Genomic DNA, 13486 nt, shown 5'->3' on the forward strand with positions numbered 1-13486 from the left:
CACTTTCCATGCTATGTAAACCTTTACATATGGAGTGTAAAGGTTTACATCATTCGATATTGCACAAATCTTCATGGGTCGCCTTTGACCTCCACGGAAGTCTGTGTAGTGTCCGGTCCGAGACGAGACCCAAGGCAGAGCGCAGTGTCGAATTCCACGCCCGCAACCATCGAAGACGTCGCCCGAATTGCCAATGTTTCGATCGCCACAGTCTCCCGGGCCATCCATATGCCGGAGAAGGTCGCAAATTCGACGCGGCTGAAGGTCAATCAAGCGATTGCGATCACCGGCTATACGACCAACGCCATGGCGCGCAGCCTGCGGCTCGGCCGTTCCAATATGATTCTGGTCGTGGCACCTGATATCGGCGATCCCAATTTCTCCAATATCCTCATCGGACTGGAAAACGAGGCAAGGTCGCACGGCTACGGCATCCTGATCGGCCACACGCAGAACGATGCCCAGCGCGGACTGGAATATCTGAAATTCCTGAATTCCAACCAGGCGGCGGGATTGATCCTGTTCACCGGCATCCTGCCCTTCGGACATCAGACGATGACGGCGCGGCTGCCGCCGAGCGTCGGCGTCTTCGAGCCGGTCTTCAACGGCGGCATTCCCTATGTCGGCGTGGACGATATCGCCGGAGCCCGCAAGGCGGTCGACTTGCTCATCGCCGAAGGCCACCGCAAGATTGCTTTCATCGGCGATTCCCGCACCCGCCTCGCCTATAGCCGGCGGCGCATGGGCTACGAGGCGGGGATGGATGCCGCCGAAATCGGCGCCGAACTCCGCATCGTCTTCGAAGGCGACGGCACCATCGAGAGCGGACGACTGGCCGTCGAGCAGCTTTTCATGCGCGATACGCTGCCGACAGCCTTCATGTGCGTCAACGATCAGACCGCAATCGGCGTGATGATCGGGCTGAAGGCGCGCGGCTATGATATCCCTAAGGATTTCTCGGTAACCGGCTTCGACGACGTGCCGCAGGCCGTGTTCATGTCGCCGTCGCTGACGACGATCCGGCAACCGCGCACCGCCATCGGCAAGCAGGCCATGGCGCTCCTGCTCGAACTCCTGTCGGACGGCGAGCCTCCCAAGGCGGAAATCCTGCTGCTGCCCGATCTGGTGGTGCGCAACTCGGTCTCGGCACCGTCACGCAGCCGGCGATAGGGATGCATAGCGATGCCGCTCGGTAGAATCACCCTTTATGTCCGCGATGTGGAAGCGACGATCGGTTTTTACGAGAAGCATTTTGGCTTCAAGCCACTCAGGCTCGAAGGCGATCGGATTATCGAACTGCTGGCGCAGGATGGCGGCGCCAATCTGATGATCCATCTCGCTGGAAAGGCCCAGAAGATGGGCCAGGTGCTGGTGAAACTGGGCTTCGACGTGGAAGATGTCGAAGCCTTCCGCGCCAAATGCGCTGCCGAAGGACTTGAATTCGGACCTTTGCATCAGGCTGACGGCTATGTGTTCGCCAATGCCAAGGACCCCTCTGGAAACCCCATAGCGATTTCCAGCCGCGCATTCAGGCGGTAGCTCGGGAGGCGATGAGCACCGCCTCCCGGATGTCATCCATCATCAAACGTAGCGGTTGACGATATTTTCCAGCAGTTCCTGCTTGCCGGACTTCGGCTGCGGGTTGATGTCCTTGGTCTCGACCCACTGTGCGATCTGGTCGAGCGAGTACTCGCCACGAAGCAGCTTCTGGCCTTCAGCCGAATCCCAGCCGGCGTAACGGTCGGCAAGCGGCTGCGACAGGGCTTTGTCCTCGATCATCTTGGCGGCAGCCTTCAGGCCACGAGCGCAGCAATCCATACCACCGATATGGCCGATCAGCAGGTCTGCCGGATCGAGCGACTGGCGGCGCAGCTTGGAATCGAAGTTGGTGCCGCCGCTCGTGAAGCCGCCGCCCGCCAGGACCTGATAGTAGGCCAGCGACATTTCCGGAACATTGTTCGGGAACTGGTCGGTATCCCAGCCGGACTGGTAGTCGTTGCGGTTCATGTCGATCGAGCCGAAGATGCCGAGCGCGTTGGCAAGCGCCAGTTCATGCTCGAAGGAATGGCCGGCGAGAATCGCGTGGCCCTGCTCGATGTTGAGCTTCACTTCGTTTTCGAGACCGTTCTTCTTCAGGAAGCCATAGACGGTCGCGACGTCATAATCGTACTGGTGCTTGGTCGGCTCCTGCGGCTTCGGCTCGATCAGGATCGCGCCCTTGAAGCCGATCTTGTGCTTGTATTCAACCACGAGGTTGAGGAAGCGGCCCATCTGGTCCAGCTCGCGCTTCAGGTCGGTGTTGAGCAGGGTTTCATAGCCTTCGCGGCCGCCCCAGAGAACGTAGTTTTCGCCGCCGAGCTTGTGCGTCGCATCCATGCAGGTCTTCACGGTCGCGGCCGAGAAAGCGAAGACATCCGGATCCGGATTGGTAGCCGCGCCCGACATGAAGCGGCGGTTGGAGAAGAGGTTTGCCGTGCCCCACAAAAGCTTGACGCCGGTATCGGCCTGCTTCTGGGCGAAGTAATCGACGATCTCGTTCAGGTTTTTGGTGTTCTCGGCGAAATTCTTGCCTTCCGGACGCACGTCGGCATCGTGGAAGCAGTAATAGGGCGAACCAAGCAAAGTGAAGAATTCGAAGGCAACGTCAGCCTTCAGCTTGGCAGCTTCCATCGTCTCGTTGAACCACGGACGCAGGAACGTCTGGCCGCCGAAGGGGTCGCCGCCCGGCCAGGTGAAGGTGTGCCAATAGGCAACGGCAAAGCGCAGATGGTCTTCCATGCGCTTGCCGAGAACCACTTCATCCTTGTTGTAGTGGCGGAAGGCCAGCGGATTGGTGCTGTCGGGGGCCTCATACTTGACCTTGGCGATATCGCCGAAAAAGCCGGTGCTCATGTCCTGTCTCCTTGGTTTTTGAATATTCTCATATTGCTTCGTCGCTTGTGACGCCCCCTCATCCGACCCTTCGGGCCACCTTCTCCCCGAAGGGAGAAGGTATGTGCGACGGCTGCAAGCTCAGTATCCCCCTCTCCCCTCGGGGAGAGGGCAGGGTGAGGGAGTATTACACCGCGCTCAACGGCTTAATCGCCGGATAGAGCGCGCGGTAGCGCTTGTAGGCATCCTCATAGGCGCCGGTCAGCGCCGTAACGGGCTCGATCGTGCCGGCCGTTTCCGGGGCCGAACACACGGCGACCGGATCGGCACCTGTCGCTGCGATCAGGCCGAGACGGGCAGCACCGAAGGCGGCTCCGAAATCGCCGTCGGCCGGCAGGTCGACTGGAACGCCAAGTGCGGTAGCGATCGAGGCCAGCCAATAGCGCGAGCGCGAGCCGCCGCCGATCGCCGTGACGCGGGCAATGTCGGTGCCGGCCGAGCGCAGTGCTTCGAGATTGTCGCGGATGGCGAAACTGACGCCTTCGAGCACTGCCTGCGTCAGCACGGCGCGGCCGCTCTCATGACCGAGACCGATGAAGGCGCCGCGGATCGTTGCATCATTGTGTGGCGTGCGCTCGCCCGAGAGATAGGGAAGGAAGGTGACGCTCGAAGGTGCTTTCAGCGTCTCGCCCAGCTCTCCGGTGAGGTCGGCGGCGGATTTGCCGGTAACGGTCGAATGCCAGTTCAGCGCATCGGTCGCCGACAGGATGACGCCCATCTGGTGCCAAGTGTTCGGCAGCGCATGGCAGAAGGCATGCACGGCGCTTTCCGGCTTCGGCAGGTAGGAACCGTTGGCGGCAAAGAGCACGCCCGAGGTGCCGAGCGAGACGAAGGCGGCGCCATGGCTGACCGTGCCCATGCCGCAGGCGGAAGCCGCATTGTCCCCTGCCCCGCCAGCCACGACGACATCGCCGGCAATACCCCATTTCGAGGCCAGTTCGCCACGTAGCTTGCCGGCGGCTTCCGTGCCCTCGACCAGTGTCGGCATCTGCTTTTCATCGAGACCGGTCGCGGCCAGCAACTCGGTCGACCATTTACGCTTGCCCGTATCAAGCCAGGAGGTGCCGGCGGAATCCGACATTTCCGAAATGTGCTCGCCGGTCAGCCACAGGCGCAGATAATCCTTCGGCAGCAGCACCCAACGCACCTTGGCAAAGACATCCGGCTCATGCTTAGCGACCCAGGCGAGCTTCGGTGCGGTGAAGCCGGGGAAGACAATATTGCCGGTCAGTGCCCGAAAACGCGGATCGGCGTCGAGGGCCGCCGCTTCATGATAGCTGCGCGTATCGTTCCAGAGAATGCAGGGACGCAGCACTTTGTCGTCGGCGTCGAGCAGCGTCGCGCCATGCATCTGGCCGGAAAGCCCGATACCGCGCACGGCGGCCAGCTCCTTTGGATGCGATGCCCTCAGACCGGCGACCGCTTCTTCGGTGGCGCGGATCCAGTGCGACGGCTCCTGCTCCGACCAGCCCGGATGCGGACGCGATACGTCGAGCCCGCCATTGGCCGAGCCGATGATCTTCTGGTCACCGTCGATCAGCATCGCCTTGACGCCGGACGTTCCAAGATCGAGACCCAAATACATTAGACAATACTCCCTAGAGTCCGCCGTTCACGGCAGATTGTCCTTCACGAAAATGTCGAGGCGTATGCGCTCCTGGCCGGCAATGAAGCCCTGGCCATCCGCCGTCGCCTTCAGGACGCGGACGGCACTGCGCACTTCATGGCCGGCATCCTGGTTGAGCACGGCATCGATCGTGCCGTCCTGCAGCGCCGCGCGCGTATGTTCGGTGAGTTCATGCGCCACCACCGTCAGCCCACGCCCCTGCCCGGTCGCCTTCAGCGCCCTGATCAGGCCGCGATTGCCGGCGCCGAGACTGTAGATACCAATGATGTCGTTGCTGCCGGCAAGCGCCTCAGAGACCAGCCCACTGGTGATCTCCGGATCGTCGCGCCCTTCAAGCACCGGCAACAACCGCAATTGCGGAAATTCCGCCGCCATCAGGGCGGCAAATCCCTCAAGGCGCTCGCGATGGTCGCGCACAAGCATGGAGCCGGCGAGAACCGTGATATCGCCCTTGCGGCCACCAAGGAACCGACCAAGCAACCGGGCTGCCGTCCGGCCGGCGGCAATATTGTCGACGCCGGCATAGTGATGCCGCGCGGAACCGGTGAGATCGGAGACGAGGGTGACGACGGGAATGCGCGCATCCACCAATCGGTTGACGGCGGCGCGAACCTCCGGTGCATCGGTCGCCACCAGCGCCACGCCGGCGACATCCTGTCCATGCAGCGCATCGAGCGCCGCCACCAGCGCCGGCGGATCGAATGCGGGCACTTCGACGATGCGGATCTCGGTGCGCTCGAGAGACGAGCGTGTCATCGCCTGGCGCACCTCGGCGTAAAGCCCGTGCATGAAGGAATTGTCGCCGGTCGGCAGGATGAAAACCAGCGGATAGACGCGACCCTTGGCAAGATTGGCCGCTGCCACGTCGCGCACATAGCCGATGTCGCGGATGGCCGCTTCCACCTTCTCTCGCGTCACGATACGCACGCCCGGGCGCTGGTTCAGCACCCGATCCACGGTCGCAAGGCTGACGCCCGCAGCAGCGGCGATATCGTAAACAGTGGGTCTCATCAGCTCCTCCTGACGAGATGCTTACCGCCATTTCTGATGTACGTAAATCAGAAATTTTTTTGCGCTGATATTTTCCTGTCAATCGCCACAACGAAAAAGGGCTCCTCGATGTGAGGAGCCCATTCATTGCAAGAGGATAGGACGAAATCAATGGCCTCCGCCGCCACCGCCGCCCGCCGTCTTCGGCTTGCTCAGCATCAGCACGCCGAGGATCATCGCCAGAAACAATACCGTCAGCATCAGGAAGATATCGCTGAAGGACATGATCATCGCCTGCTGCGTCGTCATGTTGACCATCTGCCTCAGCGCAGCCTGAGAACCATCCAGGCCTGAGGCGGTGAAGCTGGTGGCCATGTTGTTCAGCTGAGCCACGGCGGCCTGGTTGCCCCAGTTGATATTGTCGCGCAGGTTGAAGTAGTGCAGATCCTGCCGGTTCGTCAGCAGCGTATTGATGATGGCAAGGCCAACGGCGCCGCCGAGGTTACGCGTCAGGTTGAACAGGCCGGATGCGCCGCGCATGCGCGCGGGCGGCATGGTTCCGAGCGCGATGTTGTTGATCGGCACCATGCAGAGCATCAGCCCGAAGCCGCGCAGGATCTGCGGGATCAACAGCTCGTAGAAATCCCAATCCGTCGTCAGATGCATCATGACGTAAGTGCCGGCTGAAAAGCTCGTAAAGCCTATGATCATCAAGATGCGCAGATCGAGTTTGCTCGACAGGAAGCCGGCGAGCGGTGCCGTGAAGAACATCGTCAGGCCCGACACGAACATCGTCTCGCCGATCTGTAGCGAATCGTAACCGCGGATGCGGGCGAGATAGAGCGGGTAGATGTAGGTCAGGCCATAAAGACCGATGCCCATCACGAAGGAGAACACCGAGCCGAAGGAGAAGTTCTTGTTGGCGAAGGCCTTGAGGTCCACCACCGGAAAATCCACGGTGAAGGCACGATAGAAGAAGATGATCGCACCAATGGCGGAGGCGATGGCGCCCGCCACGATGAAATTATCGTTGAACCAGTCGTTGGTGTTACCCTCTTCCAGCACATATTCCAGCGCCCCGAGGAAGACGCCCATCGAAATCAAGCCCCACCAGTCGAATTTCTTCATCAGCGACAGCTCAGGCTTGTCGAAGTCGATGAAATTCCAGGTGACGATGGCAACGACGATGCCTGGCGGGATGTTGACCAGGAACAGCCAGTGCCAGGAGAAGGCATTGGACAGATAGCCGCCGACGGTCGGACCGATGGTCGGCGCAAGCGTCGCAATCAGGCCGATGATCGGCGAAACGACGTTACGCTTCGAGGGCGGGAAGATGGTGAAGGCCGCCGCGAACACCGACGGGATCATGCCACCGCCGATGAAGCCCTGGATCGCGCGGTAGATGATCATCTGGTCGATGTTGGTAGCGGTGGCCGCGAGCGCGCTGGCTGCGGTGAAACCGGCAGCCGAGATCGCGAAGAGATACCGCGTCGAGATGATGCGCGCCAGCGTTCCCGACAACGGGATCATGATGACTTCGGCGATCAGATAGGCCGTCTGCACCCAGCCGATCTCATCCGAGCCGGCGCTGAGGCCGGCCTGGATTTCGCTGAGCGACGCCGAGACGATCTGAATGTCGAGGATCGACATGAACATGCCGAGCACCATCGCAAGGAAGGCTATGAGCTTCTTTGGGTCTATGCGTTCGTCCGCCGGAGAAACGGCGGGTGCCGGCGCCCGCGGAGGGGAGCCTGCGGTAGTGCTGGCCGACGACATGATCTGTCTCTCCCGAGCTTACTTGTCCGGCGCCGTGCGGGTGTCGACGTCTACGACGACACTCAGGCCGGCGCGCAGGCGGCCGCTATCGAGTGCATCCTGCGGCAAGGCAATGCGAACCGGCACGCGCTGGATGATCTTGGTGAAATTGCCCGTCGCGTTTTCCGGCGGCAGCAGCGAGAAGACCGAGCCGGAGGCCGGCGAAATCGACTCGACCGTGCCGACGATCGGATGATCGCTATAGGCATCGACCTGGACATTGACCTTCGAACCGGGAACCAGATGCTGGATCTGCGTTTCCTTGAAGTTGGCGTCGATGTAGAGCTGGCGGGTCGGAACGATCGCCATCAGCTTCTGGCCGGGAGAGACGAGATCGCCTTCCTGGACGGAGCGGTTACCGACGACGCCGTCATAGGGCGCCTTCAGCACGGTAAACGAGAGATCGCGGGCAGCCTTGTCGCGGGCGGCTTCGAGACCCTTGATGGTGCTCTCGGCCTGGGTGCGCTGCGCCTGCAGAAGGTTGATATTGGCCTGGGCCGATGCGATGGCGGCGTCACCGCCGACGAGATTGGCCTTGGCCTGATCAAGCGCGATATTGGCGCTATCGAGCGAAGCCGTGGTGCCGACCGACTTCGCCTGAAGTTCGGCGGCGCGGGTCTGGGTGATTTGCGCACCGCGCACCGTTGCTTCAAGCGCGACCTTCTGGGCCTGCGACTGGGCAAGGGTCGCCTGACCGGCGGCAATCTGCGCATCGATCGTGTGCAGCGACAGCTGCTCGGTGACGAGCGAGGCCTGCGCCTGTTCCAGCGCCAGCTTGTAATCGCCGTCGTCGAGCGTTGCGAGCACGTCTCCCGTCTTGACCTGCTGGTTGGCGACGACATTCACCTTGGCGACATAGCCGGTGACCTTCGGCTGGATGGTCGCGATGTCGCCTTCGATATAGGCGTCATCGGTGGAAACCATGAAGCGGCCCGTCGTCCACCAGTCATAGCCGTACCAGCCGCCGCCGACGAGCGCCAGAACGACGACGATCGGCAAAACCAGGCTGCGCCGCTTCTTCTCGGCGGGCGGTGGGGCCACCTCGGCCGGAGATGCAGGCGCAGCCTGGGCGGGGGCTGGGTTGCCGCGCGTTTCCGCGGCGGGAGCTTCGGCGGATACGCCGGCTTCCGTTGCTTCCATTTCGGTATCAGCGGCATCGTTCACGATGCGTGCTACGTTGTTACCATGACTAGACGACATTGCCCTACCACCGGAGAATCTGGGTAAAATAATCGAACTGAACGGTTCGGTTCAGTTGACATAGATCGTTTTCCACTCCATATCAAGTGGTATCGAACCGCTGAGTTCGATTTATTTGGCGAATCTGATTAAGGTTCCCGAAAAGTGACCGAGTGAAGGAGACCATGAAGCACGAACCGCAAAATGTCGCCGTCTTGAACGCACCCGCATCTGGTGGACGATGGGCCGCTGGTGAGGATCCGGTCAAGCGCCAGCAGATTCTGGAAGGCGCCAAGCGCGTTTTCATGAAGATGGGGTTCGATGCCGCGAGCATGAACGACGTTACGCGAGAAGCGGGCGTCTCCAAGGGCACGCTGTATGTCTACTTTGCCAATAAGGAAGACCTGTTCTCAGCCATGATGGATAGTGAGAGGGCGCATTTTGTAGAATTGGTGCGCACCACACTTGCCGACGAGGCAGATGTCGCTTCCTCTCTTTATGAATTCGGCATGGTGTTCGTGACTCACGTCACTTCCGAAAAGACCATCAGCGCCATGCGCACCCTCATCGGTGTGCGCGAGCGCATGCCCTCTCTCTGTCAACGCTTTTTCACCGGTCCGGAAAATCTGCGCACTATCTTGCGAGGCTTCCTGGAACGTCAGGTCGCAGTCGACCGCCTCAACATCGAGGATTTCGATATGGCTGCGCGTCATTTTCTCGAAATGGCCAGCGGTGGCTATTTCAAGCTAAGGCTCTTCGGCGACATGGAAGTGCCTCCTTCGAAAGAGGAGATCGACTATGTCGTGCGCGGCGCCTTACGCGTCTTCCTGGCTGCCTATGGTAGCAATCGGAAAGATCAAGCCTGACCGCTTCCGATAGCTGGCGGATATCAGCTCCAATCCCGCAACCGCGATCAAATCCTTCAATTGGTCAGCGCCTAACAATAGGCGCGCAACCAGGGAGCTAAACATGAGCGCGGTCGGACGAGCGATATGGTTCATCGAAAGCCATTTTGCGTCGGATATCTCACTCGACGAGATTGCCGCTACGGCCGGTCTGTCGCGTTACCATCTGTCGCGCGTCTTCGGGCTCACCACCGGCCATTCGATCAGCGGCTATATCCGGGGCCGGCGCCTTAGCGGGGCCGCGCTTGCGCTGATCGACAGCTCATCGACCATTCTCCAGGTTGCCCTCGATGCGGGCTATGGCTCGCATGAGGCTTTCACCCGTGCCTTTCGCGAGCATTTCGGCATGACGCCGGACAGCCTGCGCAAACAGGGGCATGCCAGAAACCTTGCCTTACTGGAGCCGATCAGAATGGACGACACCCGCCTCCCCAAGCTCGACGCGCCGCGTTTCGAGACCCGCCCCGCAATGCTGCTCGCCGGCCTTGCGGAAACCTATGCCCATGAGGCCACCCAAGGGATTCCCTCGCTCTGGCAGCGGTTCAACCAGCATTTTGGCCACATCCCCGGCCAGGTCGGCAATGTCGCCTATGGCGTCTGCACCCAGGCCGAAGGCGAGACCGAAAGCTTCCGCTATATGTCCGCCGCCGAGATCAGCGCGGCCGACGACCTGCCGGAGGGCTTTACGACCCTGAAACTGCCGCAGCAGCGCTATGCGGTCTTCACGCATCGCGGCCACATCTCCGGCATCTCCGCCACCGTTCATCAGATCTTCGGCGAGTGGCTGCCGCAATCCGGTCACCAGCACGCCAGCCTGCCGGATATGATGGAGCGCTACGATGATCGTTTCGACCCTCAGACCGGCATGGGCGTGACGGAGATCTGGATTCCCCTGAAGGCATAGAAGCAGCTGCGGCGCCTACGAAAATGGCGCCGCCGCTTGCACCTGTGAATTCGCTCCTTACATTACCGACGATTATTGAGGAGCCGGAGCTGGGGGTCAGCGTTCGGCAAACGCTGACCAAAGGAAATCGTTAATGGACATTGTTGGCTTGATCCAGGATCCGAGCGCATGGGTTGCGCTGATCACGCTTGTCGTCATGGAGGTGGTGCTCGGTATCGACAACCTCATCTTCATCTCGATCCTGACCAACAAGCTTCCGCCCGAACATCGTGAGAAGGCCCGCAAGATCGGTATCGGCCTCGCGCTCATCATGCGTCTTGCCCTGCTCGGCACCGTCGCCTGGATCGTGCAGCTGACGGCGCCGGTCTTTGAGCTCTTCGGTCACGGCTATTCGTGGAAGGACATGATCCTGATCGGTGGCGGTCTATTCCTGGTCTGGAAGGCCACGAAGGAAATCCATCACAATGTCGACCCCGCCGAACACGGCGAGGACTTCATCGCCAAATCGACAACGACCGGCTTTGCCGCGGCCATCGGCCAGATCCTGCTGCTCGACCTCGTCTTCTCGGTCGACAGCATTATCACCGCCGTCGGCATGACGCCGCATCTGCCGATCATGTTCGTTGCCGTCATCGCCGCCGTCACCGTCATGCTGGTCGCCGCCAACCCGCTTGCCAATTTCATCGAGAAGAACCCGACCATCGTCATGTTGGCGCTGGCCTTCCTGTTGATGATCGGCACGACGCTGATTGCCGAAGGCATGGGCTTCCACGTTCCCAAGGGCTACGTCTACACCGCCATGGCCTTCTCGGCCGCCGTCGAAGTGCTGAACATGATAGTACGCAACAGACGGAAAAAGGCGGCTGGCGGGCATTGAGAAAAAGGTCCGCACCCGTATATGGGTGCGGCACTCACTCCTGGACGTGGACGTCGACCCATTCGCCGATGTCACCCCGACCGTAAATGTCCACCTTGATCCATATGTTGCCGCGAACGATGTCGTTCGCGGCATCGTCGGTGATGGTGCCGCTTGCGAGCATTACTTCCAGACGCTGGCGGTTGGCGGGGTCCGAGAAGAAGCTGTCGCCCTGATCGCCCCGATCGCGGCGGCGGTAGGCGTGATAGTTCGCGCGATCCTGCCGGATAATCTGCCAGGGCAGCTCCAGGCGCTCTCCCTTGGAATTATACAGATCGTCGTGACCGATATAGGCCCGGTAGCTATCGAGAAGACGGGCCGAACCATCACGCGTGATCGTCGATTGGGCGGCGGCTGGGCTGAGCATGGCTCCCAAGAATAAAAAGCTCAAAATGAATTTCTTCATTGCTTTCTCCCATTGATCAATTGAAGACCCATTCTGCCACTGTCGCAAAAATTGCAAATGAAAAATAATATGTCCGTCTTTCTATTCAGGCTTTTCCGAATGGAAATAGGAGAAGAGATCGTGATAGACGAAGCCACGGGATAGCACCGCGCTTGCATCCGCGCCGTGTTACGACGCACTTTCCCTTGACGTCATCCGATGAATATGGCCTAAGGCCAGCCAAACGGAAAACGCGGAATTGAAGCGGCAAGACGCCCTTTTCCGGCCAGTTTCCTGATCCAGATAAACATTTCCAGCCGGGCAGCGCTTATCCCACGCAGCGGCCTGGCTTTTTCTGACGGGCAAACAAAATGACCACTTCAGGCGTTCGCGTCCGCATCGCACCCTCCCCGACCGGCGAGCCCCATGTCGGCACCGCCTATATCGCACTGTTCAATTATCTCTTCGCCAAGAAGCATGGCGGCGAGTTTATCCTGCGCATCGAAGACACCGACGCGACGCGGTCGACCCCGGAATTCGAGACCAAGGTGCTCGACGCGCTGAAATGGTGCGGCCTTAAATGGTCGGAAGGTCCCGATATCGGCGGCCCCTACGGCCCCTATCGCCAGAGCGACCGCAAGGATCTCTACAAGCCCTACGTCGAGAAGATCGTCGATGCCGGCCACGGCTTCCGCTGCTTCTGCACGCCGGAGCGCCTGGAGCAGATGCGCGCCGCCCAGCGCGCCGCCGGCCTGCCGCCGAAATATGACGGCCACTGTCTGAACCTTTCGGCTGAGGAAGTCACGTCGCGCGTCGCCGCCGGCGAGCCGCATGTCGTGCGTATGAAGATACCGACCGAAGGCACCTGCAAGTTCCATGACGGCGTCTATGGCGACGTCGAAATCCCGTGGGATGCCGTGGACATGCAGGTTCTGCTCAAGGCCGACGGCATGCCGACCTATCATATGGCCAACGTCGTCGACGACCATCTGATGAAGATCACCCATGTGGCGCGTGGCGAGGAATGGCTCGCCTCGGTGCCGAAGCACATCCTGATCTATCGCTATCTCGGCCTCGAACCGCCGGTCTTCATGCACCTGTCGCTGATGCGCAATGCCGACAAGTCGAAGCTGTCGAAGCGCAAGAACCCGACCTCGATCTCCTATTACACGGCACTCGGCTATATCCCCGAAGCGCTGATGAACTTCCTCGGCCTGTTCTTCATGCAGATCGCTGAAGGCGACGAGCTGTTGACCATGGATGAGCTGGCCGAAAAGTTCGATCCGGAAAACCTCTCCAAGGCCGGCGCGATCTTCGATATCCAGAAGCTCGACTGGCTGAACGGCCGCTGGATCCGCGAAAAGTTCTCGGAAGAGGAATTCCAGCAGCGGGTTCTGACCTGGGCGATGGAAAACAGCCGCCTGCAGGAAGGCCTGAAGCTGTCGCAGTCGCGCATCTCCAAGCTCGGCGAACTGCCGGATCTCACCGGCTTCCTGTTCAAGTCCGACCTCAATCTCGATCCCTCCGCTTTTGCCAAGATCAAGTCGACGCCGGAAGAACTGCTGGAAATCCTGAATACGGTGCAGCCGGACCTCGAAAAGATCCTCGAATGGAATGTCGAGACGATCGAAGCCGAACTGCGCGCCATTGCCGACCGCATGGGCAACAAGCTGAAGGTCATCGTCGCGCCGCTCTTCGTCGCCGTATCGGGCTCCTCGCGCTCGCTGCCGCTTTTCGATAGCATGGCGATCCTTGGCCGCTCCGTCGTGCGCCAGCGGCTGAAACTTGCCGCCCAGACCGTTGCGACGCTCGTCGGCCCGAAGAACTGAACCGG

Annotated in this window: 12 protein-coding genes; 6 read left to right on the plus strand and 6 right to left on the minus strand. The window is 60.5% G+C overall.

Annotated elements, in window-relative coordinates:
* The first annotated feature begins 144 nt into the window (after positions 1-144).
* Both AB6803_RS11165 and AB6803_RS11170 read left to right on the plus strand, forming a co-directional pair.
* Entirely contained in the window at positions 145-1170 is a 1026-nt protein-coding gene (locus tag AB6803_RS11165) for a LacI family DNA-binding transcriptional regulator (protein ID WP_371108924.1), read from the plus strand.
* Between the two features lie 12 nt (positions 1171-1182).
* A complete protein-coding gene (locus AB6803_RS11170) occupies positions 1183-1539 on the plus strand; it encodes a VOC family protein (RefSeq protein WP_368513420.1) in 357 nt (118 codons plus the stop codon).
* A gap of 42 nt (positions 1540-1581) precedes the next feature.
* Here AB6803_RS11170 and xylA read toward each other — a convergent pair whose 3' ends face one another.
* The 5 genes from xylA to AB6803_RS11195 all read right to left on the minus strand — a co-directional run bounded on the left by xylA (position 1582) and on the right by AB6803_RS11195 (position 8563).
* Entirely contained in the window at positions 1582-2892 is a 1311-nt protein-coding gene (xylA, locus tag AB6803_RS11175) for a xylose isomerase (RefSeq protein WP_371108925.1), read from the minus strand.
* Positions 2893-3058: 166 nt separating this feature from the next.
* The gene (gene xylB / locus AB6803_RS11180; protein ID WP_371108926.1) at positions 3059-4516 is read right to left on the minus strand and encodes a xylulokinase; all 1458 of its coding nucleotides are present in this window, start codon (positions 4514-4516) and stop codon (positions 3059-3061) included.
* A gap of 27 nt (positions 4517-4543) precedes the next feature.
* Positions 4544-5569 (minus strand): LacI family DNA-binding transcriptional regulator, encoded by a 1026-nt coding sequence (locus AB6803_RS11185; protein ID WP_371108927.1) that lies wholly within the window; start codon positions 5567-5569, stop codon positions 4544-4546.
* A 147-nt stretch (positions 5570-5716) separates the two neighbouring features.
* The gene (locus tag AB6803_RS11190; RefSeq protein ID WP_371108928.1) at positions 5717-7324 is read right to left on the minus strand and encodes a DHA2 family efflux MFS transporter permease subunit; all 1608 of its coding nucleotides are present in this window, start codon (positions 7322-7324) and stop codon (positions 5717-5719) included.
* 18 nt (positions 7325-7342) lie between these two features.
* Positions 7343-8563: an HlyD family secretion protein gene (locus AB6803_RS11195; protein WP_371108929.1), complete on the minus strand. Its 1221-nt coding sequence runs from the start codon at positions 8561-8563 to the stop codon at positions 7343-7345.
* A 164-nt stretch (positions 8564-8727) separates the two neighbouring features.
* On the opposite strand from AB6803_RS11195, the gene AB6803_RS11200 reads away from it, so the two are divergent.
* The 3 genes from AB6803_RS11200 to AB6803_RS11210 all read left to right on the plus strand — a co-directional run bounded on the left by AB6803_RS11200 (position 8728) and on the right by AB6803_RS11210 (position 11228).
* Positions 8728-9408, plus strand: coding sequence for a TetR/AcrR family transcriptional regulator (locus tag AB6803_RS11200; RefSeq protein WP_371108930.1), 681 nt, complete (start codon positions 8728-8730; stop codon positions 9406-9408).
* Positions 9409-9511: 103 nt separating this feature from the next.
* Entirely contained in the window at positions 9512-10351 is an 840-nt protein-coding gene (locus AB6803_RS11205) for a GyrI-like domain-containing protein (protein WP_371108931.1), read from the plus strand.
* 133 nt (positions 10352-10484) lie between these two features.
* Complete coding sequence (locus AB6803_RS11210) at positions 10485-11228, plus strand: TerC family protein (protein ID WP_371108932.1); 744 nt, start codon at positions 10485-10487, stop codon at positions 11226-11228.
* 34 nt (positions 11229-11262) lie between these two features.
* Here the strand turns inward: AB6803_RS11210 and AB6803_RS11215 are convergent, their stop codons facing one another.
* Entirely contained in the window at positions 11263-11673 is a 411-nt protein-coding gene (locus AB6803_RS11215; protein WP_371108933.1) for a hypothetical protein, read from the minus strand.
* Positions 11674-12023: 350 nt separating this feature from the next.
* On the opposite strand from AB6803_RS11215, the gene gltX reads away from it, so the two are divergent.
* Positions 12024-13481 (plus strand): glutamate--tRNA ligase, encoded by a 1458-nt coding sequence (gene gltX / locus AB6803_RS11220; protein ID WP_371108934.1) that lies wholly within the window; start codon positions 12024-12026, stop codon positions 13479-13481.
* Positions 13482-13486: the final 5 nt, after the last annotated feature.

Source organism: Rhizobium sp. RCC_161_2 (assembly GCF_041355235.1).
In the GTDB taxonomy this organism is placed as follows: domain Bacteria; phylum Pseudomonadota; class Alphaproteobacteria; order Rhizobiales; family Rhizobiaceae; genus Rhizobium.